Raw genomic sequence first — 23225 nt, 5'->3', positions numbered from 1 at the left:
CCGGTGTCTGTCGGCGTCCGTCGGTGACGGGTGGTGGATGAGCGGCCGTCAGGTCAGGGAGCCGTCGGGCCGAGGAGGACGGGGGCGTCGCGGCCGGTGCCTCTCGCGGTCCGGTGGCCCGCGCGCTCCTCGTGGTACTCCGCGTCGACGTTGACCTCCCAGACGTCGTGCCTGGCGCCGTCGACGAGGTTCTCCACGGTCAGCATCGCGGTGAGCATGGAGTGGTCCTGGTTGTTGTACCGGTGCATGCCGTTGCGGCCGACCGGGTGGATCCGCGGCCACTCCACGTCGAGATACTTCCTGAGCACCTCCACGTTGTGGACGTAGCCGGCGTCGTAGACCGGGTAGGCCTTCGGCATCCGCACCACGTAGCCCCGCTGGACCTCACCGGGGGTGACCAGGCCCAGGTGCTCCAGCTCCCGGGTGCCGAACGCGACGAGGTCGTCGTCGGGCATCCGCCACAGGTCGTCGCCCTCGTTGACGAAGTACTCCAGGCCGAGGCAGGTCCGTCCGGCCCGGACCAGGTACGGCGACCAGGAACCGTAGTTCTGCACCCGGCCGAGCCGCACCTCGGGGGAGTGGATGTAGATCCAGTTGTCGGGGAAGGAGAACCGCTCGGGGACGACCAGCGCGACGGTGAGGAAGTCGCGGTACCTCAGCCCCGCGGCCGCCTCGGCGACGATGTCCGGCACGTCGGGCCCGAACGCGTGGATCAGGGTGCTGAGCGGCATCGAGGAGATGAGGTTGTCGCAGTACACCTCGCGGGTGGTGCCCTCGCCCTCGCCCGTGCGGACGGTGAGGGCCAGCCGGCCCCGGTGGCGGCGGACGCGCTCGACCCGGGTGCCGAGGCGCACCGTGGAACCCAGCTCGCGGACCCGGTCGGCGCAGGCCTCCCACATCATGCCCGGCCCCAGCTTGGGGTAGCGGAACTCCTCGATGAGGCTGGTGACCTCCTTGTTGTTCCTTCCGGGCAGCAGCGCGCCGGCGATCGCCCTGCCCAGGGAGAGGTTCCTGATCCGCTGCGCGGCCCAGTCGGCCTGGATGCTCTCCGCGGGGACGCCCCACACCTTCTCGGTGTAGGTCTTGAAGAAGATCCCGTAGAGCCGGCTGCCGAACCTGGCCGTGACCCAGCCCTCGAAGGTGGACTGGTCCGCGGGCGGCCTGATCCGGGCCCAGGCGTAGGAGCCGACACATCGTGCGGATTCCAGGACACCGAGATTGCGCAGGGCGTTGGAGGCCCTGAGCGGGTAGTCGTAGAAACGGCCCCCGTAGTGGATGCGGCTCATCCTCGGGCGGAGCAGGAAGTCCTCCTCGTCGAGGATCTCGTTCCAGAAGTCCGTCACCCGCGACACCTTCGTGAAGAAGCGGTGTCCGCCGATGTCGAAGCGCCAGCCGTCGCGTTCCTCGGTCCGGCTGATCCCGCCGACCACCCGGTCGGCTTCGAAGACCTCGCACGGGTGTCCTCGCCGGGCCAGCTCGTAGGCCGCGGTGAGCCCGGCGGGCCCCGCTCCCACGACGACTGTTGAGTCCATGCGCTTCCCCCCGCGAATGCCGTTTCCTGCGATCTCGCCCGTCTCGGTCACCCGATCGTGTCGGACGGTCCGGGGGGACCGAAGGGTCATTACGACTTACTAGGACGTGTGCATTCCCAGCCTTGACCAGGACATGGTGAAGGCGTTGCCGCACCGCGGGCCGGAGGCGGGGCCGGCCGGGTGCGAGAGATGGTCAAGTCTCGGTCTGCTCAGTCCATCGCGGTCATATTTTGGGCGCGCCCCATCGGCCGCGAAGCCATGCTGCTGACGTGACGTCCACCTCGCGCGCATGGCCGCCGGGTCGTGCCGGCGGGCACCCGGGTCTTTCGCCGAGCCCCGCCACGCGCCCGGGACGTCCTCCACGATGAGTGGATCTTCACCTGCGTGGCGTGTCCGGTGTTCGCGCGGACGGACCGGACTGTGAGCTTTCGACTACCGGAGGACCGATCGTGGCCCCAGTGAGCATCATCGTGCCCATCTACGACGTGGAACCGTACCTTGAGGCGTGTCTGGAGTCGTTGGTCGCGCAGACCTGGAGTGACATCGAGGTCGTCATGGTGGACGACGGTTCTCCCGACTCCAGCGCGGAGATCGCCGAGGCGTTCGCCGCGCGCGACGCGCGGTTCCGGCTGATCCGGCAGGAGAACGCGGGCCTGGGCACCGCGCGCAACACCGGCATAAGACACGCCACCGGCGAGTTCCTCGCCTTTGTCGACAGCGACGACATGCTCCCGCTGACGGCGATCGAGACGATGGCGTGCAGCCTTCAGGAGAGCGGTTCCGATTTCGCCACCGGCAACGTGCTGCGTTTCAGCGGGCAGGGGGTGCGCCAGTCGGCGATGCACAAGACGATCTTCGCCAACTCCGCCCGGCGAACCCACGTGACCCGTGACGAGATCCTGCTCAAGGACCGGCTGGTCACGAACAAGCTCTGGCGCCGCTCCTTCTGGGACGAGCACGGGCTGAACTTCCCCGAGGGGGTGCTCTGGGAGGACATCGCGGTCTCGCTGCCCGCCCACTTCCTGGCCGGGGCGGTGGACGTGCTCTCCACCCCGGTCTACCTGTGGCGGGAGCGGGAGGGGGAGAGCGTCTCGATCACCCAGAACCGGGGGCACGTCAAGGGGATCGAGGACCGGTTCGCCGCGGTCAACTCCGTGCGCCGCTTCCTGACCGACACCGGCAGGGCCGAGCACCTGCCCGCGTGGGACCGGATGGTCCTCGACAGCGACCTGCCGAACTTCCTGCAGGTGCTCGACCAGGCGGGCGAGGAGTTCCAGCAGCGCTTCCTCGACCTGGCCTGTGCCTACCTCGACCAGGCGGGGCCGAAGGTCCTCTCGCGCATCCCCGCGCAGCGCCGGGCGAAGTGGGCGCTGGTACGACAGCGCCGGATGGACGACCTGGTCCAGCTGCTGGAGTGGGACAGGACGGTCAAGCCGACGGTCCGGGTCGGCGGCGGCGGCATCCGCGGGTACCACCTCAACAGTCCGGTACCCGTCGAGCGGTCCGCCATCCGGATGCGCGAGGAGCTTGACCTGCGGCAGCGGGTGGACGGCCTGAACTGGAAGGACGACAGGCTGATCGTCGAGGGCAGGGTCTCGCTGCGCTACCTGCGGCCCCGCCGGCGGATCCAGCAGCACGTCTTCGCCTGGCTGGTCCCCGAGGGGGCCGGGCGCAGGATCCGGCTCCCGGTCACGGTCAAACGTGGTCTGTCGCTGGTGGACACGGGCCCGCGCAGGCGCAAGGACTGGTGCGGGTTCCGGCTGGCCGTCGACCCGGCCGGGCTTCCGGTCGGCTCGTCCTGGCATGTCGACCTGTGCGTACTGTCCCGGGGCCTGCTGCGGAGAGGCAGGCTGGCCCAGCCGAGTCCGGCCGCGCGGCGGCTGGAGCTCACCGATGACGAGTCGGAGAGCGTGGCGTGGACGGAGTGGACGCCGGCCGAGGAGTTCAGGCTCAGGGTGGAGCGGCCCGGCGGCCGGGTCACCGGTCACCGGGTGGCCGAGGGCAGGCTGCGGGTCACCGGCCGGTGCGGCGACGACCTCGGTGCCGCACCGGTGCTGCGGCTGACCCGGCCGCAGGGCGGCCGCGACCGGCGCTACCCGATGGCCACCTCGGACGGCACCTTCGAAGCGGTGATCGACCTCGACGAGGTGCTGTCCGAGCGCTGGCCCGGCCTGGACCCGGCGAGCCTGGAGATGAGCGCGCTCAACCCCGGGGCCGAATGGCACTTCGAGGTCGTCCCGGAGCAGGGCGACGCCCGGCCGCTGATCGTCGAGCGTGACGTGGAGCGCGGCCTGCACCGGCTCCGCGGCCGGGACGTGGTGCTCGACAGGTCGCGGACGGGCGGGCTGGTGCTGCGCGAGCAGCGGCCGACGTTCTACGTGGAGCGGGTGGAGTGGACCGAGCGGGGGCACCTGGCGCTGACCGGGGCGGCGATGCGCCCCATCGACGGCCAGGCGTGGCTGGTCCTCACCTCGCGCAACCGGTTCAACGAGCGGCTCTTCCCGATCGTCGGCGGCAGCGCCACGGTGACGCCCGAGGGGACCGCCACGCTCGGCGGGTGGCTACCGCTGCCGGCGGGCACGCACGGTTTCGCGATCCGTACCGACGCGGGCGACATGCGGGTGGAGTTCCGGCTGTCCGCGCCGCTGGAGCACGTCTCCGCCACCCGTACGTTCACCTTCGACACCGACCTGACCTCCGAGGCCGTCTTCACGGTGAGTGACGACCTGCGCGCCTCGGGCAGGCCGAAGCAGCAGCGACTGCTGCGCGAGGACTTCTATCCGGCCAAGCGCCAGGAGGCGCTGCGGCCCGCCGTCCTCTTCGACAGCTACGCCGGCAGGCAGTTCTCCGACAGCCCGAAGGCGATCTACGAGGAGCTGGTGCGGCGGGGCGCCGACCTGGAGTTCATGTGGGTGGTCAGGGACGGGCAGGTGGAGCTGCCCGAGGGGGTGGCGCCGATCCGGCGGTACGGGCGGGAGTTCTACGACGCGCTGGCCCGCTGCCGGTACATCGTCACCAACAGCCACCTGCCCTCCTGGTTCGAGCGCAGGCCGGACCAGACGGTGCTGCAGACCTGGCGCGGCACCCCGCTGAAGCGCGTCGGCTTCGACGTCGAGAAGGTGCTGTTCGCCAGGCCCGACCATCACGAGCGGCTGGCCAGGACCGTCGCCAGGTGGAGCCATCTGATCTCGCCGAGCCCCTGGTGCACCTCGGTCCTGGACAGCGCCCTGCGGTTCGAGGGGGAGATCCTGGAGATCGGCTCTCCCCGAGCCGACCTGCTCCGCCGCGACGGAGCCGCGGAGATCCGGGAGCGGCTCGGCCTGCCCGAGGGCAGGAAGGTGATTCTGTACGCCCCGACGTGGCGCGACGACAAGCTCTACAGCAGGGGGCGCTACCGGCTCGACCTGCGTCTGGACCTGCAGCGGATGTCCGAGGAACTCGGGGACGACCATGTGCTCATGATCCGTAAGCACCCGAGCGTCACCGACAGGGTGCCCCGGATCGGCAAGGACTTCGTCCTCGATGTCTCGATGTATCCGGATATCCAGGAGCTTTACCTGGTCGCGGACATGCTGATCACGGACTACTCGTCGGCGATGTTCGACTTCGCGGTGACCGGCAAGCCGATGCTGTTCTACACCTATGACCTGGAGCGCTACCGCGACGAGGTGCGCGGCTTCAACTTCGACTTCGAGGCCGAGGCCCCGGGCCCGCTGCTGCGCACGACCGAGGAGGTGGTGGAAGCCGTACGGGACGTCGACGAGGTGCGCACCAAGTACCTGAGGCTGTACGACGCCTTCACCGCCAGGTTCTGCCCGCTGGAGGACGGCGGCGCGGCGGCGCGGGCGGTGGACCGGATCTTCCGGTAGCCGCGCCCGCCTCGCGAGAACGGCGGGCCCGGAGCGAAGGCGACTGATGGTTCCGGAGCGAAGGCGACCGGTGGTTCCGGAGAAAGGCCGGGGAACCCCTCCCCGGCCTTTCATGTCTCCAAAGCAGCCGATCACTGTGGCGCGGGTCGGTCAAGAAGTGGCATGGAGATCTTCTAGTAGTTACAGAGCGTAGATGACAGGAGACGTGGCGTGGCCATGCTGGGACGCATGAGGGCCTATTCGTTGGACGACGTCCACGCGACCCGGAAACGAAAAGACTCCTGGTGGACCGTTTTCCTGGTTGACCCGGTGGCGTGCAGGCTCACCCTGCTCGTCGCCAACCACACGTCCATCACCCCCAACGGGCTCACTCGCTTCTCCCTGATTCTCGGGATGTGCTCGGCGATCTGCTTCGCGGCCGGACGGCTGGTGCCGGGGGCACTGCTGTTCTACCTGAGCTTCATGGTCGACTGCATGGACGGGAAGATCGCCCGGCTCAAGGGGACGGGCACCGCGTTCGGACTCTGGCTCGACTACGTGGGCGACCGGATCAGGGTGGTCTGCTGCGCCGCGGGGGTGGCGTCCGGGCAGTACGCGGTGACGGGGGACATCGCCTACATCCTGCTCGGTGCGGGGGTGGCGGTGCTCGACCTGTTCCGTTACGTGAACGCGCCGCAGATGAAGCGCGTGCGCGAGGTGGTCAAGGAGAACCGGCTCGGCCGCCTGGCGGCCGTCGAGTCCGTGGTGGCCCCGGGACACGTCAGGCCCGCGGAGGCCGTGGTGGCCGCCGGACACGCCGGACACGCCGGGCACGTCAGGCCCGTCGAGGTCGTCATGCCCCGCGAGGCCATCACGCCCCGCGAGCCGATGCGGGTCGTCCCCTTCGAGGGCCGGCGGCCGGGGCCGCGGGGCGGCAAGCGACAGAAGCTGCCCCGCAGGTTCGGCCGCCTGCTGGCCCGCCACCGGGTGCGGAGCCATCTGATCAGCGGCATCGAGTTCCACGCCGCGGTGTTCGTGGTCGCCCCGCTGGTCGGGAGGGTCGCCCTGGTGCCCCTCGCGGTCGCCTCCGGGGCGCTGCTTCTGCTGAACGAGGTCTTCCTGATCTATCGAATGTGGCTCTTCTCCCGGGTGGTGCCCGCCGCGCCGCTGGTGGAGAAGGTGCCGCGCGTATCTGTTTGACCAAGCTTTACGGGGGTTCGTTGTCATGCAGTCCGACCGCCCGATCTTCGTGATCGGTTGTCCACGTTCAGGCACCACCATGTTGCAGCTGATGCTGCACTCGCATCCACGTATCGCGGTGCCTCCGGAGACACGGTTCGTGGTGCCCGGCTACTACCGCAGGTTCTCCTTCGGGGACCTGCGCGAGGAACGGAACCGGCGCAGGGTCGGCCGGTGGATCGTGAGCGACAAGGACACCAAGTTCAAGGAGCTCAAGCTCGACGGGGACAGGCTGATCGACGACATCGTCGCGGGGCCGCCGACGCTGGGCTCGGCGATGGGCATCACCTTCCGCTCGTACGCCGAGCAGTACGGCAAGAGCCGCTGGGGTGACAAGCGGCCCAGCTACTACCACCACGTGGACCTGTTGACCAGGCTCTTCCCCGACGCCCAGTTCGTGCACCTGATCAGGGACGGCCGCGACTGCGTGGCGTCGCTGAAGGAGATGCCCTGGTACACCAAGGACGTCTTCCACGCGGTGGTCAACTGGAGTGAGGCGATCGACTACGGCCGCCACCACGCCAAGAAGCTCCCCGCCGACAGCTACTACGAGCTGCGCTACGAGGACCTGACCGCCTACCCGGAGACCGAGCTGAGCAAGCTCTGCGAGTTCCTCGGCGAGGACTACGACCCGGCGATGTCCGAGCCGTACCACGTCGCCAGGGTGGCGATCCCGCAGCACAAGGTCTGGCACAGCAACACCCACGGCGATGTCACGACCGCCAGGGCGGGTTCGTGGAAGGCCAGGCTGGAGCCCTGGGAGATCTCGGTCTGCGAGACGGTCCTGGCCGAGCGGCTGACCGCCAACGGCTACGAGCTGAGCGGCGCGCCCAAGGCGGGCAAGGCCCACATCCAGGCGTGCGAGAAGGCCGCTGCCAAACGACGCTGGGCGCGCAGGCGCAAGGAGTTCCGCGACCGCGTCAACCGGTTCCGCGAGCCGAGCCCGGTGGCCGCGAGGCTCACCAGCCGGCAGCTCGGCGAGCTGGCGAAGGTCTGACGTGAAGCCCGACCGCCCGATCTTCATCCTGGGCTGTCCCCGTTCGGGGACGACGATGCTGCAACTGATGCTGCACGCCCACCCGCGCGTCGCCATCCCGCCGGAGACCCGGTTCATGGTCTCCACCTACCAGCGGCGGCTCCAGTTCGGTGACCTCAACGACGCGGAGCACCGGCGCGAGCTGGCCGAGTGGGTGGTCGACCGGCGCCAGACGCGCTTCCACGAGCTGAACCTGGACCGCGACGAGGTGCTCGGACAGATCGTCGACGGGCCGCCGACGCTCGGCTCCGCGCTGGGCATCGTGCTGCGCGCCTACGCGACCAGGCACGGCAAGGCGCGCTGGGGTGACAAGCGGCCCTCGTACTTCCAGTACACCGACGTGCTGCTCCGGCTCTTTCCCGATGCCCAGTTCGTGCACCTGGTCAGGGACGGCCGCGACTGCGTGGCGTCGCTGAAGGAGATGCCCTGGTACAACGGGAGCGTCTACAGCGCGGTCTCCGCCTGGGCCGAGGCGATCGACTTCGCCAGGCACGGCGCGCCGAGGCTTCCCGAGGGCAGCTACCACGAGCTGCGCTACGAGGACCTGACCGCCGAGCCGGAGGCTCACCTGCGCAGGCTGTGCGAGTTCCTCGGCGAGGACTTCCACCCGGCCATGTGCGACCCGGCCGCGGTGGCCGGCATCGCCGTACCCGTCAGAAAGACCTGGCACGCGCGCACCTACGGCGAGGTGACCACCACGCGGACCGGCTCCTGGCGCGAGCGGCTCGACCCCGGCGAGGTCTCGCTCTGCGAGAGCGTGCTCGGCGACCGCCTGGAGACCTACGGGTACGAGCTCAGCGGGGCGCCGAGGATCGAGACCTCTCGGCTGGTCTCCTACGAGCGGACCGCGGCCAAGCGGAAGCTGGCCCGGGTCAAGCGGGTCACCTTCGACCGGCTGATGCGGCTCCGCGAGCCGAACCCGCTGGGGGCGCGGCTCACCTCCGCCCAGATCGTGCTGGCGGGAGTGCCGATGCCACGCAACGAGCCGGTGGCGGTCACCGGGTGACCTGCTCGAACAGGGCCTCCCACCGATCCAGCACGCGATCGGGCCGGAACGCCTCGACGTGAGCGCGGGCGGCGGCTCCCAACCGCCGCCGCTCCTCGGCCGAGGCCATCAGCTCGGCCAGCGCGGCGGCGAGCGCGGTCACGTCGGCCGGGGGCACCAGCACCCCGGTCTCCCCGTCCAGTACGAGTGACCTGAGCCCCCCCGACACGTCGAACGCCACCGAGGGCAACCCGTAGGACGCCGCCTCGCCGATCACCAGCGGCAGCCCCTCGTGCTCGCTGGCCAGCGCCAGCACCGACCCGCCCAGATACTCCTCGCCCATCAGGGGCGCGGGCACCGTGCCACGGAAGACCACCCGGTCGCTCACCTCGCATTCCGCGGCGTGCGAGGTGAGCCGCTGCCGCTCGGTCCCCTCACCGATCAGGTGCAGCTCCCAGCCCTCGCCCGCCTCGCGACGGGCCTCGGCGAGGTCCGCCCGCAACTCGGGCTCGCCCGGGGCGGAACGGCCACAGGCCTGGGCGAAGGCCGAGATCAGCCGGTCGAACCGCTTCACGCCCTCCAGCCTGCCGATCCCGAGCACCCGGCGGGCGGTCAGCTCGGCGGTCCCCGACGGCCAGGCGAACAGCGGGTTCGGGATGGACCAGGTGTTGGGCAGCAGCGCGTGCTCGGCGAAGAGCCACGCGTCCTGCTCGCTGAGGAAGACCGCCTTCTCCAGGGTGCCGTAGTGGTCGCGGACCGAGTCGAGGTGCCAGGAGCCCCGCGCGTGCTCGTACGACCCGTGGTACTGCCCGATCGGCAGCAGCCGTTCGGGCAGCAGGGCCCTGATCCGGGCGACCACGCTGGGCGAGGAGAGCACGGCGAACCCCGGCCCCACCTCGCGCAGCAGCCTGCCGAGCTCCCGGTGCTCACGGCGCCGGCCCAGCGGTGACAGCCTGCTCACCGGAGTGCGGTGGATCACGTGGCTGGTGTAACGCGGCCGCTCCACGTAGCGGAACGGGCTCCTGGCGCGGTGCAGTCCGATCACGTGCACCTCGCGGCCCCGTTCGGCGAGCCCCTGGGCCACGGTGTGGGTGACCCGCTGGACGCCGCCCAGGGTGTCGGCGTCCACGCAGGCGAACACGACCGCCCCCGCGCGCCCGCCGCTCACCCTGACCACCTGGGCAGTTGGATCGGCCGCCGCACCCCCGGCAGATGCCCCAGCCCGCCAGGGGGGCGCCGCTCCCGCCCGCCGGGCGCCCGGGGAGCCTGCGCGGGCACCTGGACCGAGGGGAGATCGAAGAAGGCGTCCACCACCTTCGCCGAGGCGTGGCCCTTCTCCTCCGCGCACCACATCCTGCGGAACGCGATGTACCTGGCGGCGAAGGAGACGGTCACGCCGTCGAGGTCGCGCAGCGCCTCGATCAGCTCCTCGGTGGTGGTCAGGCAGGGGCCGGGAGCGATCGCGGGCAGGTCGTGGTAGACCCCGCGTTCCACCCGGCGGTACTCGTCCCAGTCGTCGATCAGGAACAGCATCGGCCGCCCGGTGATCGCGTAGTCGCACATCAGCGACGAGTAGTCGGTCAGCAGCGCGTCCGAGAGCAGTATCAGGTCGTTGACCTCGGGGTACGACCCGGCCTCGCGGACGAAGTGGCGCAGCTGCTCGGGCACCTCGAACCGCTCGACCGGGTGGGTGCGCAGGACCACCGTCCAGTCGCCGGCCAGGGCCTCGGCCATCGCGGACAGGTCGGCCCTGACCGACTCGCCGGACCCCTTGGCCCGGTCGCGGTAGGTGGGGGCGTACAGCAGCACCCTGGACCAGTGCGGGATCTCCAGCCGCTCCCTCGCCCGCCTGGCCGCCTCCCGGTCACCGTGCACGAGCACGTCGCAGCGGGGCGAGCCGTGGCGCAGCAGCCGCCCCCGGTAGCCGTTGGAGGGCACGAACACCCGCTCGAACTCGGCGCTGGGCGAGACCAGCGCGTCCCAGCGCTCCACCGCGGCCCGCCAGGTCGCCCTCGGCCCGTCGAAGTCGGCGCGCAGGTCGGGCGCGTCGAAGCCGACCGACTTGATGCCCTGACCGTGCCAGGTCTGCAGGTAGCGCGTGCGCGGCGGCTTGGGATAGGCCAGCGGCATGCCGTGGCTGTCGACCCAGTAACCCGCCCTGGCCATCGTCCAGATGTGCCGCCAGCTCATCCGCCGTACCAGCCTGGCGTCGGGAGGAAAGCCGTGCGCGGTCCCGGCCGCCGACCAGACCACCCGCAACGGCGTGCCCCGCCGCCTGAGCTCCTCGTAGATGTAGCGCGGGTTCCCGGTGTATCCGGCGCCGACGTCGGACTCGAACAGGGCCAGATCCCGGCGGGGCGGCAGTACGGAGATCAGCCCTTTGTAGACGCGGAGCTTCACCTCGGGGCCGTCCATCCTGCGCAGCAGCTTCAGGCCGACCCGCCCCACCCGGGCCAGCTGCCTGAGCGCTCCCCGGCGGCGCCAGCGCAACCGCAGGAACGCGGCGATCCCCTCCGCGCCGACGGTGACCTCGTGCCACGGGACGACGACGACGAACGGTGGGCTGGACGAATCGACCAGCAACTGGTCGGAGGTGATCCTCCCGTCGGGGTTGACGATCTCGACCACCGGCTCGTGGCGGCCGTCACAGCCCAGGCGGCCGGGGCTGAGCGCGGCGAGGTCGATCGTCGCCTCGCTCAGCAGACCGCCGTCGTCCCGCTCGCGCGGCGCCAGCCGTATCCGGTGCTTCCCGGCGCGCAGGAACGCGGTCCAGCCGGGGGTGGCGGCGAGCACCCCGAACGGGTCGTAGGTCCTGATCACCAGCCTGAGCACGGTGCCCTCGCCGGTGACGACCGCCTCGTGGCGCAACCTGGAGGCGCTGTAGGGCAGCTCGGCCATCCGGAGCGAGGTGATCTCCCGCATCTCGTCGGGGACCGTGCCCCAGTAGGTGCGTCCCTCCTCGCGCAGGGCGACCCGCGGCGGTGCCTTCGGCCCGTTCAGCGAAGCGGCGGCCACCAGGAGCTCGTCAGGCCGGTCGGCGAGGATGAAACTACAGCAGACCCTGATGAGCGGGTCGATCGTCTCGAACACCACCGGGTCGAGCTCGGACAGGTAGGGGCGGATCACCGAGACGAACTCCTCGACCCACGCGAGGTCCCGCGCGGGCAGCGGGTTGAGGTAGACCCGCAGGTCCTGGCGGAGGAACCGGCGCTGCCGCTCGTGCACCAGGTCACCGAGGCCGTTGTCGCGCAGGATGTCGTCGCTCAGCCGGGCCGCCCTGATCCTGGAGCGGACGTTGGACATGTCGGTCAGGCTCAGTGAGATCGACAGCCGCGCGTCGCTCTCCGCCGAGGCCCGGTGCCAGAGGTAGACCACCCACGGAACCACGGCGAACCGCCGCGCCGCGCAGTACAGGGCGGTGCTGAAGACGTGGTCCTCGTAGTGCATGTCCTCGGGAAACGGCAACCGCCGCAGCAACTCGGCCCGGTAGAGCTTGTTGGTGCTGAAGGAGTCGAGGAACATCTCCGGCTCCTCGGCGATCCCCTCGACGGTCCTGCGTCTGGCGAACAGGGCCGGGTAGTAGCGCGCGGTCTTCCCGCTCTTCTCGTACAACCGGGTGATCTGCCCGGTGACGAAGTCGGCACCGGTCCGCTCGATCTCCAGCAGCATGCTCTTGCAGGCGTGCCGGGTCAGCTCGTCGTCGCTGTCCAGGAACATCACGTACGGCGCCCGCGCCGCCGCCACGCCCCTGTTCCGCGGGGTCCCGCACCCCCCGCTGTTGACCTCCCCGCGCAGGTAGCGGACCCGCGCGTCCTTCCGCTGCAGCTCCCGGGCGACCTGCTCGGTCTCGTCGGTGCTGGCGTCGTCGGCGATGATCACCTCGATGTTGCGCAGCGACTGCCGGAGCACGGACCGCACGGCCCTGGGCAGCCGCGCGGCATCGTTGTAGGTAATCACCACAACACTGCACTCCGGGACATTGATCACACCCCGAGGTATCCCCGAGAAAAAGTAACCGGTTGTCCTACTTGTCCACTGATAACACTCTTTTTGACGCTCTATGAGACAGGCAGTCCCACTTCGACCGGGGCGGAGCCGCCGTGTTCACCACTACTGGGTGGGCGGCGTTCATCGGAGGCGTCAGGAACCACGAGTTCGACGCTCGCTGAAGAGGTATGAGCCTGTGTGCGGGGGCGGCATTGTCGCAGGTGGTCTTTACGATCGACGGCGATGGTGAAGCAGCGATCGGTGGAGGCTTTGGTGAGAAAGATCTTCTCGTTCATGATGACCACCCTTGACGGGTATTTCGAGGGGCGGAACCAGGATCTCGGCTGGCACAACGTCGACGAGGAGTTCGGCGAGTTCGCGGCGCGCCAGCTCGACGAGAGCGGCACGCTCGTGTTCGGGCGGGTCACCTACCAGCTGATGGCGGGCTTCTGGCCGACGCCCGAGGGGGAGGAGGCCGATCCGGCGGTCGCGGCGAGGATGAACGGCACGGACAAGATCGTCGTCTCACGAACGCTGGACAGGGCCGAGTGGGCCGGCACTCGGCTGATCAAGCAGGATCTCGTCGAGGAGTTCACCAGGCTCAAGCGGGAACCCGGCAAGGACATCGCCATCCTGGGCAGTTCCGACCTGACCGTGAGTCTTCTCCGGCGGGGACTCGTCGACGAGCTGCGGATCATGGTGAACCCGGTCGTCCTCGGCGAGGGCACCCCGCTCTTCGGGACCGCGAAGGCCAGGATCGACCTGAAGCTGCTGAAGACACGGCCTTTCAACTCCGGCAACGTCCTGCACTTCTACCGGCCCGCCACCGCCTGACGCCGGCCAGGATCAAGGCGCAGCGAGGACGGGTCGGGGGCCGCTCATTGGTACAGGTCTGTGCGGGGTGGAAGGTCAGGAGCGGCGTACCCGAGGAGCCTGTGGTCCCCTACGTCAGGGACATCCTGTGCAGGGCGTCGATGGCGAGGCGGTAGCCGTCCACGCCGAGGCCGACGATGGTGCCGCGCGCGACGAGGGAGATGTACGAGTGGTGGCGGAAGGACTCGCGGCGGTGCACGTTGGAGATGTGCACCTCGACGAGCGGTAGCTCGGTGCCCTCGATGGCATCGTGCAGGGCGATCGAGGTATGGGTGTAGGCCCCGGGGTTGAAGACCGCGCCGATGACCTCACCGGCCTTGACCCGCGCCCCGGCCTCGTGGATCCAGTCGATCAGCTGGCCCTCGTGGTTGGACTGACGGAAGACCAGGTCCAGGCCGAGCCGAGTGGCCTCCTCGCGGCACAGTTCCTCGACGTCCGGCAGCGTCATGGTGCCGTAGACCTCGGGTCTGCGGGTGCCGAGCAGGTTCAGGTTCGGGCCGTTGAGCACGTGTACGCCGGTCACGGGGATCATTCTCGCTCATCCGCGGGACCGGCGCTGCCAGGGGGTGCCTGCGGTGTGCGGGTCGGGAAGCGGGGGATGGGGCCGAGACACTCCCCGTCGTACGCCGTACCTGATCGGGGGGCTCAGCGACCCCTGCCGTGCCGTCGAGCGGCCAGCCACAGCGCGGTCATCACGGCCAGTGCGCTCACGGCCATTCCGGTGAGCAGACCCAGGATGGTGTCGAGGCCGCCGTCGAAGGTGTCGAGCCCCGCTTCGGCGACCTGCAGCAGTAGCACCAGGGCCACCGCGGTCAGCACCAGCAGGCCGGCGATCAAGGCGTAGAACTTCGGGCTGAGGAAGATGTTGCGCCTCGGCGTTCGCGGCGGGGCGGTCAGCTCCGCGGCGGGCCCCAGGCTGGCGGCCTTGGGCCGCTTGAAGTATTCGAAGCACACCCACCTGCCGCACGGCTCCCAGCCGTCGGGGGTGAGCAGGTCGAGCACGCTCTGGCGCCGGCCGGGCGAGACCAGCTCTCTCCGGTACTCCCACTGCTGAGGGTTCTCGGGGTCCCGGACGCTGACGAACAGGCCCTTCCCATCGACCCCGTCGACCTCCCAGCCCTGGGCGCCGTACTCGTTGAGCGTCTTGACGTCGTGGAACAGGTCGGCGGTCCAGCGCCAGGTACGGGCGTCCGCGGCGGGCGGGGCCGAGGTGACGGCCAGCTCACGGGCCAGCTCGGCCGCCGGGCCGAACTCCTCCTCGGGGTCGCCGCCACCACTCTCGGCGAGGTAGCCGGCGAGGTCGTCCAGCATGGCCCTGACCCGGTCGGCGGGCATGCCCGCCTCGGCCAGAACCACGGCGAGCTCGTCGAAGTAACCACCGGCGGTCTCGTCGACGTGGCCGCTCATCGAACTCTCCCTTCAGGTGAACCCGTTGGCTGAGGCGCCTCGGTGTGGCCCTTGGCCAGTACGGCGCGTACCGACTCGTCGAAGTTCAGCCAGAGCCCGCCCTGCTCGGCGAGTGTCTGCCTGCCCTGGTCGGTGAGCCGGTAGTAGCGACGGCCGGGCCCGCGCTCGGTCACCCGGAACTCGGCGGTGAGCAGCCCCGCCTCCTCCAGCCGGTTGAGCACCGGGTAGAGCGTGCCGCCCTTGATCTGACCAAGACCGGACTCGGCGAGGTCTTTGGCGATCTCGTAGCCGTAGTTCTCGCCGGCCGTCAGGCTGGCGAGAACCAGCAGGTCGAGCACGCCCTTGAGCCAGCTCGCACGTCGATCGCTCGTCATGGTAGCGATCCTACTTAGCCTGTGTACCCGACTGGCTCACGTCGCGGCTGCGGGGTGAGCACCAGGCCGCGAAGGTCGATCAGCGCGTGCAACAGGATCGGCATGAGCAGGCTGCCGGTCCTCAGGTAGAGCAAGGTCAGGCCGAAGCCGACCAGGGTGACCGCGAGCATGCCGCGCCAGCCCTGGTAGAGGTGGCCGGCGACGAACACCGCCAGCGCGCCGAAGGCCGCGACCTCCTTGCTCAGGCCGAGCGCGCCCGTGCCGACCGCGATGAGCAGGCCTCGGTAGACGATCTCCTCGGTGATGCCGGCGGTCACCGACAGGCCCGCGGCGTACCAGCGCTCGACCGCGGTGCGCGGCAGCAGGTGGTTGAAGGCCTGCTGGCCGGGGACGGGCTTGCCCCTGGCGGCCAGCCACTTGAAGACGAGCATGCCGGCCGCGGCGGCGACCAGGAAGCCGACGATCGTGCCGAGGGTGTCGTCCAGTGGCTCCGTGATCACCAGGCCGATGTCCGCGGCGTCGAGGTTCGGCTCCACGGCGACGATGAGCAGTGCCACGGCGGCCAGTGTCCACAGCTCGGCGCTCCAGAGCGTGAACATCCGGCGGTAGGCCATGGGGTCCTGGTCACGAGTGCGGGCCAGCCTGTCGTAGGTGCGTTTGCCGAGCAGAGGGCTGGCGACGGCCAGGTAGCCGACGAGGGCGACTGTCAGGACAAGCGTCAAGGGGGATGACAAGGGAGACCTCCAAAGGTGCTCTGCTACCTAGACCGTAGAGCAAGCTAGTTAGATATACAACCTATGTTGCGGTGAAGGGGTCAAGGGGACGGACTCGGCGAGGGCACCCCGCTCTTCGGGACCGCGGCGGGCAGGGTCGACCTGAAGCTGCCATCCGGTGAGGACCGGGGTCGCTTTCCGCCGGGGTGAGCGTCCCCGCGGTGGCGGGCTCTGGGGCGCTGCCCTTACCGCGGCGCGGTCCAGGTGGCGGTCATGTCCGCCGTGACGTCGCGCAGGACGTCAGGCTGCGCGTCCGTGCGGACCTCGCCGGTGGCGCCCAGGGGGTCGGCCACAAACGTCGACCGATCCCTGTCCGGGTGACACGCATCGCCATACGACTGTTCGTGCGTGCGCGGCCCTCATGCCTGCGCGCACGCTTTACGCATATAACCATCTGACCAGGTCTTTTATCGAACAGTGAGTCTGTACGGTGGGTGGTGATTGTCCGGAATCAAGGCATCACGCAACGCTGGTCCTGGAGGGGGCGATCCCATGAAAATAGGTTTCGGCCTGCCGGTAAGCGACCCCGTGTGCCTGCTCAGCTGGGCCCGGCGCGCCGACGTCGGCCCCTTTTCGACCCTCGGTCTGCTCGACCGCATCGTGTACGACAACCCGGAAGCGATGGTCACTCTGGCGGCCATCGCAGGGGCCACCTCACGGATCCGCGTACAGACCGAAGTGCTGATCCCGCCCTTGCGCGCGACCGCCCTGCTCGCCAAGCAGGCCGCGACCCTGGATCGGATTTCTGGTGGTCGCCTCACCCTCGGCGTGGGGATCGGGGCACGCGAGGACGACTACCGGGCCGTGGACGTCCAGGTCCGCGGCCGGGGGCGCCACCTGGATGAGCAGATGGTAGCTCTCCGGCGGGTCTGGGAGGGCGAGCCGTACGCCCAGGGCATCGGACCGATCGGCCCCGCCCCGGCCCGCCGGGGCGGACCCGAAGTGCTGTTCGGAGGCTTCGTTCCCGCCACCGTCGAGCGCATCGCTCGCTGGGGCGACGGATTCCTCGGTGCTCATCTCACGCCGGAACAGATGGGGCAGTTCTACCGAGCCGTCGAGGCATCGTGGCAGGCCGCCGGGCGTGCCGGTCGTCCTCGGCTGGTGGCTCAGTCCAACGCCGCCCTCGGCCCCGAATCAGTCGTGGACGAGGCGAAACGTGCCCTCGGTGACTATTACCGCTTCATGGGGGACGGTGCGAAGGAGGTGGTCGACGAGATGCTCACCACACCGGAAGCGATCCGGCAGGCCGTCACCGCGTACGGCGAGATCGGCGCCGACGAGGTCATGCTCTACTGCTGGTCCTCCGACGTGGACCAGATCGACCGTGTCGCCGACACCGTCACCTGAGGGGGTTCTTGGCGGTCCAAGCTTGGGGAAGGCCGGAAGGTTGTTTGGGGCTGGGGTGGGGGCGGGGGCGGTAGACCGGGAATATCGCGGCATGTGCACGCATGTCGGGCTCGACTGCGCCACCCCGGGGGGACCGCTCATGGCCGACGACATTCTTGCCTCAGGAGAGAACTTCGGACAGGGGATGCCGGGGGTTCCGGCGCGGGGGCGCGGGCCCAACACCGGCGCGCCCTTCTCCAGGCGTGACTACCGGCACCCGGCGGCGGGCTGGGGCGCGGCGCTCAGCGTCGGGAGGGTGCTGGCCAGGACGAGGGAGCCGATCGAGGGGACACGGGCGATCTTCCGGATGAACCACGAGAACCACGGTTTCGACTGCCCGGGATGCGCGTGGCCGGACGACAGGAAGGGCCTGCGCCTGGACATCTGCGAGAACGGCATCAAGCACGTCACCTGGGAGATGACCCCCAAGCGCGTCGGGCGCCGGTTCTTCGACGAGCACACCGTCACCGAGCTGTCCGGCTGGAGCGACTTCGCGCTGGAGGACCAGGGCAGGCTGACCGAGCCGATGGTCTACGACCCGGACTCCGACAAGTACCGGCCGATCTCCTGGCCGGACGCGTTCGAGCTGGTCGGCTCGACGCTCAGGAAGCTGAGCAGCCCGGACCAGGCGTCGTTCTACACCTCCGGGCGGCTGAGCAACGAGGGCACGTTCCTCTACCAGCTCTGGGCCCGCGAGTTCGGCACCAACAACCTGCCGGACTGCTCGAACATGTGCCACGAGGCCAGTGGCCGGGCGCTGAAGGCCGCCCTGGGCACCGGCAAGGGTACCGTCGACCTGGACGACTGGGGCAAGGCCGACGCGATCTTCCTTCTCGCCTCCAACGCGGCCTCCAACGCGCCGCGCATGCTGACCGCGCTGGTCGAGGCGTACCGGCGCGGCGCCCAGATCGTGCACATCAACCCGCTGATCGAGGCGGCGGCCGGAAAGACGATCGTGCCGCACGACCTCCTCTCGATGGGCACCTTCCACGCCACCAGGACCGGCACGCTCAACGTGCAGCCGAGGATCGGCGGCGACCTGGCGCTGCTGCGCGGGGTCGCGAAGGCCGTGTTCGAGGCGGCGAAGATCGACCCGAAGGCCATCGACCACGAGTTCATCGACAACCACACACACGGCTTCGAGGACTACCGGCGGGCGTGCGCCGAGGCCGGCTGGCCGCAACTGGAGCGCCAGTCGGGCGTGGCCGAGGCGAGGATTCGCGAGCTAGCCGACGTCTACCTGCGTTCCAGGCGCACCATCATCAGCTGGTGCCTGGGCATCACCCAGCAGGAACACGGCGTCGACACCGTGCGAGAGATCGCCAACCTGTTGCTGCTCCGGGGCAACGTGGGCCGGGAGGGCGCGGGTCCGTGCCCCATTCGCGGGCACAGCAACGTCCAGGGCAACCGCACCTGCGGGGTCGACTCCCATCCGAGCGAGCGGCTGCTCTCCCGGCTGGCCGAGGTGTGCGGCATCGACCCGCCGCGGGCCTGGGGCCTGGACACCGTCGGCACCATCGAGGCGATGCGCCGCGGCGACGTCAAGGTGTTCGTGAGCATGGGCGGCAACTTCGCGCTGGCCACGCCCGACACCCCGCACACCTTCCAGGCGCTGCGCAACTGCGAGCTGACCGTGCAGGTCAGCACCAAGCTCAACCGCAGCCACCTGGTGCACGGCGAGAAGGCGCTGATCCTGCCCTGCCTCGGCCGTACCGAGAAGGACTGGCAGCGCCGCAGGCTGCAGGGGGTCACGGTCGAGGACTCGATGAGCATGGTGCACCTGTCGATCGGCATGCGGAACCCGGCCTCGCGGCAACTGCTCTCCGAACCGGCGATCATCGCCGGGATGGCGCGGGCGACCCTGCCGGACAGCGCCACGCCCTGGCAGGAGTACGTCGACGACTACGACCGCATCCGCGACACCATGGCCCGGGTCCTCGACGGGTTCGAGGACTTCAACCGCAGGGTCCGGATGCCGCTGGGCTTCCGGATCCGCCAGCCGGCCCGCGAGCGGGTCTTTCTCACCGAGTCCGGGCGAGCGGAGTTCTCCACCGCCCCGGTTCCGAACGTCATACCGGAGGCGGGCCGCCTGACGCTGGGCACGGTGCGCTCCCACGACCAGTGGAACACCACCGTCTACTCCGACGACGACCGCTACCGGGGCGTCGAGAACCTGCGCACCCTGGTGCTGATGAACCGCGACGACATGCGGGACCGGGGCCTGGCCGAGGCCGACCTTGTCGACATCACCAGCATCGCCAAGGACGGCAGCAGGCGCAGCGTCTACGGCTACCGGGCCTTCGGCTACGACATTCCGCGCGGCAGCGCGATCGGTTACATGCCCGAGCTGAACGTGCTCTGCGCGCTCGTCGACTTCAGCCCCCAGAGCGGGCAGCCGCTGGCCAAGCACCTCACCGTCGAGATCACCCCGATGGCGGGAGGCGTGGTGGACGAGGCCCGGCGCGAGGCGGAGCGGGAGCGGATGGCCGGACGGGGCGGCCGCTGAGCGGGCATCGGCGTGGTGGGTTCGACGCCGCCAGGGAGCGGTCCACGGCATCGCCGCCCATCTGATCTTGGCAACTTCGCTGTCCGGTCCGGTGCTGGTGATCCTCCAGATGTGGGGTGAGCCCGTGCCGGTGGATGATTTTTAGAGCCGTCCGGTTTTCACGGCCCCCAGGAAGGCCGCGAACACGGCGCTCTCGAACAGTCGAGAGCGTTCGTCCAGGGCGCGGATCCAGTCGTGGATCTCGTTGGTGACGCGGATCTCCACTCCCGCATGCCCGGAAGTGTAGAAAATCCTTTACTCCGACAGCATGTGGTGCGTCACGCGCTTCGCGTCCTGCCCTATGCGATGGGTTCGCCCCTGAACGTTCACCGGGTCCGTAGCGCAGCCCGGAGGTTCCGGCTGCTCCCGCCGAAAGGGTCGGCGAGAAACAAGGGAAGGGTGGGGTGGCCGCCGGGCAAGAAGGGGTGTCCTGTCCTTCCGGCAAGGGAGTCCCTTGCATGATCGCTGTTTCTGAGGTGGCCTCGGTGGTCGACCGGGAGCGGTTCGCCGCCGTCTTCGACGCCCACTACGAGGAGATCCGCCGCTACATCGGGCGGCGGCTCGACCTCGATGTCGCCGAGGACCTGGCCGCCGAGACGTTCCTGATCGCCTTCCACCGGCGTAGCCGGTTCGACGCGGCCAGGGGCGGGGTCCGGCCCTGGCTGTACGGCATCGCCACCAACCTGATCGGCCGCCATCGCCGGGCGGAGATCCGCCGCTATCGGGCGCTGGCCAGGACCGGGCCGCCTCCCGACGACGACGGCCATGATCAGCGAGTCGCCGAGCGGGTCACGGCGGGGGTGACGGTCGGCCGGTTGTCAGGGGCGCTGGCCCGGCTGTCCAAGGGTGAGCGGGACGTGGTGCTGCTCATCGCGTACGGCGGGTTGACCTACGAGGAGGTCGCCGAGGCGCTCGGGGTCGCCTACGGCACGGTGGCCTCCCGGCTCAGCCGGGCCAGGACCAGGCTGCGCGACACGCTGGGAGTGGAGGTCTGATGAAGGAGTTCAAGCTCATCGACGAGGTGATGCCGGATGCGCCGCTCGCCGATCCCGCGAGGACGGCGGAGATCAGAGCCAGGGTGCTGAACGGCGGCCGGCGGCCCCGGCGGAGGTCCACGGCACGCTTCGGAGTGCGGCTCGGGTGGGTGATCGCAGCGGCGGCCACGGCGGTGGCCACGGCGGCGGTCGTCGTGACGGTGACGGTGTTGCCACGGCTGGAGGCGGTCACCAGCTCTCCGGCCGTGGGTCCGAGGGCGGATCTGGAGATCGCGGCGGACCTGATGGCTGGGCGGACCGAACCCGAGAGCGGTCGTTACTGGCGGACGGTGACGGAGGTCACCAGTCGCCTGAAGATCGACAAGAGCTACTTCGTGGATGAACGTGACCGCCGGACCAAGTGGCTGAGCAGCACTGACCTGCCCAAGGTCGCAGAGCGTCGGCTCATCGGCATAAAACCGGTGACATCGGCTGATCTGGCCAAATGGAAGCGCGCGGGTTCGCGGGAGCTCTGCGAGGGCGGTGAGGACTGTGCGGGCGGCTTCCTGCGGCCGGGCCAGACGGAGTATGTGCCGTCTTCGGGGCAGAAGGCGAAATACCTCCGCGGCGGCCTGCTCGGGGCCGACCTGAACATGCTGGAGTTCATGAGGCTGCCGGACGATCCGGTGGCGCTCAGGTCGGAGCTGCTCGGCTCATGGTCCGCCTTCCCGGCCATAACGATAGGGGCGGGAGAGAAACCGGTCACGGGAGAGAAACCGGTCATGACCAGGGATGAATGGCTCTGGGCGGTGGGCACCGGCATCCTGGATGAGGCGCCGATCTCCCCGGCTGTGCGGGCCGCGCTCTATCGCATGCTGGCGGATGTTCCCGGTGCCCGCGTCCTCGGTGACGGGCGGACGGTGACGGTGGCCAGGGCGTTCCAGAACGGTTTCATCGACAGTCACGTGGTGATCGACCGGGCCACGGGAGAACTGTCGGCCATCCGGAGCGTGCTGCTGAAGCCGGATCCGCAGCAGAAGGGCTCTCTGACCGACTTCAGGGGGCTGCCGCAGAAGTCGGTCATATTCGAGGTCGTGTTCCTGGCGACGGGCTGGACCGACGAGGCCCCCGTGCTCCCCGAAGGCTGCGAGCGGCGGAAGTGCGTCCGTTAGCGTTCTCACCGGAGGTCGTTCGACGGGAGGGTGAGGGCGACATGCGCTTCCCGTCGAACGATCAAACCGGATACTCAGCGGCGGCGCAGGGCGCGGCTGACCAGCCAGGCGATCAGGGTGACGGCCGCCAGTGCGGCGACCAGTGGGGCGGCGCGTTTGAGCAACGGCAGGCCCGCCACCTCCAGGAGGTTCATGGCCTCCTCGTCAGGGCTGAGCGAGGTGCGTGAGGTGCCCGCCGGATGGCTCTGGCGGGACCCGGACTTCTCGTCGACGACGAGGCCGGGCGGTGTCGGCACCGCGCTGAGATGCCGCCCGGATGCGCCCGCTCCTGCCCCGCTCAGCTCCTCCCAGCCGGCCGGGGTCGCGGGGCCGGGGCCCGAGGCCGCCGAGACCACCGGAACCTCGTCGTCCGGGCCGGGCTGGGAGGGAGCACTCCAGCCGCCCATGCCCGGCGTCTCGGCAGGCGTCTCGGCGGCGGTTTCCACGCCGGGGCTCTCGCCCAGCAGCAGGGAGAGGTTGGCCGCGAACCTGTCGATCAGCTTCTCGCCGACCTCGGACATCACCCCTCGGCCGAACTGGGCCGGGCGGCCGGTCACGTTGAAGGAGGTGTCGACGGTGACCCTGGTGTTCCGCCCCTCGGGGTACAGACGCGCGACGACCGTGGCACCGGCGGTGCCCGAGCCCCTGGCCTCCTTGCCGGAGGCCTTGATGGTCATGGAGTGGGTGTCCTCGTCCACCTTCTCGAAGGAGGCCCGGCCCCGGTAGGTCACCGTGATCGGCCCGACCTTGACCTTCATCCTGCCGGTGAAGGAGTCCTCTTCGACCTGGTCCACGGTGGCACCGGGCAGGCAGGGGCCGACCCGCTCGACGTCGAGCAGCACCGGCCACGCCTGCTCGACCGGCACGGGAACCGTGAACTCGTGCTCGAACCGCATCGCCATCGATCCGCTCCTTGTCGGTCGGTCGCTGTTGCGACATTACGACTACACGGGGGCGTATTACCAGTATGCCGCCACGGGGCCGGTTGACCGCCACACGTCGGTACGTGTCGGTCGGCGTCCATTCCTCCCTGCCCCTCCGGGCGGGGATGATGC

19 protein-coding genes are annotated in these 23225 nt (G+C 69.7%); 9 read left to right on the top strand and 10 right to left on the bottom strand.

The genetic code is table 11. The features are described from left to right. Positions 1 to 53 precede the first annotated feature (53 nt). Positions 54 to 1532, bottom strand: a complete 1479-nt coding sequence (locus tag ACWD3H_RS38510; RefSeq protein WP_451958500.1) for an NAD(P)/FAD-dependent oxidoreductase — start codon at positions 1530 to 1532, stop codon at positions 54 to 56. Between the two features lie 458 nt (positions 1533 to 1990). On the opposite strand from ACWD3H_RS38510, the gene ACWD3H_RS38505 reads away from it, so the two are divergent. The 4 genes from ACWD3H_RS38505 to ACWD3H_RS38490 all read left to right on the top strand — a co-directional run bounded on the left by ACWD3H_RS38505 (position 1991) and on the right by ACWD3H_RS38490 (position 8661). Next, the gene (locus ACWD3H_RS38505) at positions 1991 to 5401 is read left to right on the top strand and encodes a bifunctional glycosyltransferase/CDP-glycerol:glycerophosphate glycerophosphotransferase (protein WP_451958499.1); all 3411 of its coding nucleotides are present in this window, start codon (positions 1991 to 1993) and stop codon (positions 5399 to 5401) included. A gap of 228 nt (positions 5402 to 5629) precedes the next feature. Further along, complete coding sequence (locus ACWD3H_RS38500; protein WP_451958498.1) at positions 5630 to 6580, top strand: CDP-alcohol phosphatidyltransferase family protein; 951 nt, start codon at positions 5630 to 5632, stop codon at positions 6578 to 6580. A 25-nt stretch (positions 6581 to 6605) separates the two neighbouring features. Next, positions 6606 to 7616: a sulfotransferase family protein gene (locus ACWD3H_RS38495; RefSeq protein WP_030912683.1), complete on the top strand. Its 1011-nt coding sequence runs from the start codon at positions 6606 to 6608 to the stop codon at positions 7614 to 7616. 1 nt (position 7617) lies between these two features. Next, positions 7618 to 8661: a sulfotransferase family protein gene (locus tag ACWD3H_RS38490; RefSeq protein ID WP_355556262.1), complete on the top strand. Its 1044-nt coding sequence runs from the start codon at positions 7618 to 7620 to the stop codon at positions 8659 to 8661. On the opposite strand, the gene ACWD3H_RS38485 is transcribed toward ACWD3H_RS38490, so the two are convergent. From ACWD3H_RS38485 to ACWD3H_RS38475, 3 genes are all read right to left on the bottom strand, one after another. Then, positions 8651 to 9808, bottom strand: a complete 1158-nt coding sequence (locus ACWD3H_RS38485; RefSeq protein ID WP_451958497.1) for a glycosyltransferase — start codon at positions 9806 to 9808, stop codon at positions 8651 to 8653. The genes ACWD3H_RS38490 and ACWD3H_RS38485 overlap by 11 nt on opposite strands. Further along, positions 9805 to 12597 carry a bifunctional glycosyltransferase/CDP-glycerol:glycerophosphate glycerophosphotransferase gene (locus ACWD3H_RS38480; protein ID WP_451958496.1) on the bottom strand — a complete coding sequence of 931 codons (2793 nt, stop codon included), beginning with the start codon at positions 12595 to 12597 and terminating at the stop codon, positions 9805 to 9807. The genes ACWD3H_RS38485 and ACWD3H_RS38480 overlap by 4 nt, the downstream gene beginning before the upstream one ends. A 101-nt stretch (positions 12598 to 12698) precedes the next feature. Next, positions 12699 to 12923, bottom strand: a complete 225-nt coding sequence (locus ACWD3H_RS38475; protein ID WP_355556271.1) for a hypothetical protein — start codon at positions 12921 to 12923, stop codon at positions 12699 to 12701. Here ACWD3H_RS38475 and ACWD3H_RS38470 point away from each other — a divergent pair. Then, the gene (locus ACWD3H_RS38470; protein WP_451958495.1) at positions 12922 to 13461 is read left to right on the top strand and encodes a dihydrofolate reductase family protein; all 540 of its coding nucleotides are present in this window, start codon (positions 12922 to 12924) and stop codon (positions 13459 to 13461) included. The two genes, ACWD3H_RS38475 and ACWD3H_RS38470, sit on opposite strands and share 2 nt — an antisense overlap. A gap of 109 nt (positions 13462 to 13570) precedes the next feature. On the opposite strand, the gene aroQ is transcribed toward ACWD3H_RS38470, so the two are convergent. The 4 genes from aroQ to ACWD3H_RS38450 form a co-directional block, all read right to left on the bottom strand. Further along, positions 13571 to 14032 (bottom strand): type II 3-dehydroquinate dehydratase, encoded by a 462-nt coding sequence (gene aroQ / locus ACWD3H_RS38465; protein ID WP_451958494.1) that lies wholly within the window; start codon positions 14030 to 14032, stop codon positions 13571 to 13573. A 113-nt stretch (positions 14033 to 14145) separates the two neighbouring features. Beyond that, the gene (locus ACWD3H_RS38460; RefSeq protein WP_451958493.1) at positions 14146 to 14907 is read right to left on the bottom strand and encodes a hypothetical protein; all 762 of its coding nucleotides are present in this window, start codon (positions 14905 to 14907) and stop codon (positions 14146 to 14148) included. Further along, a complete protein-coding gene (locus ACWD3H_RS38455) occupies positions 14904 to 15281 on the bottom strand; it encodes a PadR family transcriptional regulator (protein ID WP_355556283.1) in 378 nt (125 codons plus the stop codon). The genes ACWD3H_RS38460 and ACWD3H_RS38455 overlap by 4 nt, the downstream gene beginning before the upstream one ends. A gap of 14 nt (positions 15282 to 15295) precedes the next feature. Further along, a complete protein-coding gene (locus ACWD3H_RS38450; protein WP_451958492.1) occupies positions 15296 to 16015 on the bottom strand; it encodes a CPBP family intramembrane glutamic endopeptidase in 720 nt (239 codons plus the stop codon). A 531-nt stretch (positions 16016 to 16546) separates the two neighbouring features. Between ACWD3H_RS38450 and ACWD3H_RS38445 the strand changes: the two genes are divergently transcribed. Further along, positions 16547 to 17401, top strand: coding sequence for an LLM class flavin-dependent oxidoreductase (locus ACWD3H_RS38445; RefSeq protein ID WP_451958491.1), 855 nt, complete (start codon positions 16547 to 16549; stop codon positions 17399 to 17401). Positions 17402 to 17492: 91 nt separating this feature from the next. After that, positions 17493 to 19946, top strand: a complete 2454-nt coding sequence (locus ACWD3H_RS38440) for an FdhF/YdeP family oxidoreductase (protein WP_451958490.1) — start codon at positions 17493 to 17495, stop codon at positions 19944 to 19946. 141 nt (positions 19947 to 20087) lie between these two features. On the opposite strand, the gene ACWD3H_RS38435 is transcribed toward ACWD3H_RS38440, so the two are convergent. After that, on the bottom strand, positions 20088 to 20210 hold the full coding sequence (locus ACWD3H_RS38435) for a hypothetical protein (protein ID WP_355556295.1): 123 nt from the start codon (positions 20208 to 20210) through the stop codon (positions 20088 to 20090). Between the two features lie 233 nt (positions 20211 to 20443). Here ACWD3H_RS38435 and ACWD3H_RS38430 point away from each other — a divergent pair, with 233 nt between their 5' ends. Together ACWD3H_RS38430 and ACWD3H_RS38425 are read left to right on the top strand one after the other, a co-directional pair. After that, positions 20444 to 20980 carry an RNA polymerase sigma factor gene (locus tag ACWD3H_RS38430; protein ID WP_451958489.1) on the top strand — a complete coding sequence of 179 codons (537 nt, stop codon included), beginning with the start codon at positions 20444 to 20446 and terminating at the stop codon, positions 20978 to 20980. Further along, the gene (locus ACWD3H_RS38425) at positions 20980 to 22131 is read left to right on the top strand and encodes a hypothetical protein (RefSeq protein ID WP_451958488.1); all 1152 of its coding nucleotides are present in this window, start codon (positions 20980 to 20982) and stop codon (positions 22129 to 22131) included. Before ACWD3H_RS38430 ends, ACWD3H_RS38425 begins: the two co-directional genes overlap by 1 nt. A gap of 74 nt (positions 22132 to 22205) precedes the next feature. Here ACWD3H_RS38425 and ACWD3H_RS38420 read toward each other — a convergent pair whose 3' ends face one another. After that, entirely contained in the window at positions 22206 to 23072 is an 867-nt protein-coding gene (locus tag ACWD3H_RS38420; RefSeq protein ID WP_355556298.1) for an SRPBCC family protein, read from the bottom strand. Positions 23073 to 23225: the final 153 nt, after the last annotated feature.

It is taken from the genome of Streptosporangium sp. NPDC002607 (genome assembly GCF_053592655.1).
The sequence above is the reverse complement of the archived record's forward strand: the minus strand, read 5'-3'. Positions and strand labels throughout refer to the sequence as shown.

Coding starts and splice junctions, on each gene's coding strand:
- ACWD3H_RS38510 (WP_451958500.1), bottom strand. CDS start 1,532: ATGGACTCAACAGTCGTCGTGGGAGCGGGGCCCGCCGGGCTCACCGCG.
- ACWD3H_RS38500 (WP_451958498.1), top strand. CDS start 5,630: ATGAGGGCCTATTCGTTGGACGACGTCCACGCGACCCGGAAACGAAAA.
- ACWD3H_RS38495 (WP_030912683.1), top strand. CDS start 6,606: ATGCAGTCCGACCGCCCGATCTTCGTGATCGGTTGTCCACGTTCAGGC.
- ACWD3H_RS38470 (WP_451958495.1), top strand. CDS start 12,922: ATGATGACCACCCTTGACGGGTATTTCGAGGGGCGGAACCAGGATCTC.
- ACWD3H_RS38475 (WP_355556271.1), bottom strand. CDS start 12,923: ATGAACGAGAAGATCTTTCTCACCAAAGCCTCCACCGATCGCTGCTTC.
- aroQ (WP_451958494.1), bottom strand. CDS start 14,032: ATGATCCCCGTGACCGGCGTACACGTGCTCAACGGCCCGAACCTGAAC.
- ACWD3H_RS38460 (WP_451958493.1), bottom strand. CDS start 14,907: ATGAGCGGCCACGTCGACGAGACCGCCGGTGGTTACTTCGACGAGCTC.
- ACWD3H_RS38455 (WP_355556283.1), bottom strand. CDS start 15,281: ATGACGAGCGATCGACGTGCGAGCTGGCTCAAGGGCGTGCTCGACCTG.
- ACWD3H_RS38445 (WP_451958491.1), top strand. CDS start 16,547: ATGAAAATAGGTTTCGGCCTGCCGGTAAGCGACCCCGTGTGCCTGCTC.
- ACWD3H_RS38440 (WP_451958490.1), top strand. CDS start 17,493: ATGTGCACGCATGTCGGGCTCGACTGCGCCACCCCGGGGGGACCGCTC.
- ACWD3H_RS38430 (WP_451958489.1), top strand. CDS start 20,444: ATGATCGCTGTTTCTGAGGTGGCCTCGGTGGTCGACCGGGAGCGGTTC.
- ACWD3H_RS38425 (WP_451958488.1), top strand. CDS start 20,980: ATGAAGGAGTTCAAGCTCATCGACGAGGTGATGCCGGATGCGCCGCTC.
- ACWD3H_RS38420 (WP_355556298.1), bottom strand. CDS start 23,072: ATGGCGATGCGGTTCGAGCACGAGTTCACGGTTCCCGTGCCGGTCGAG.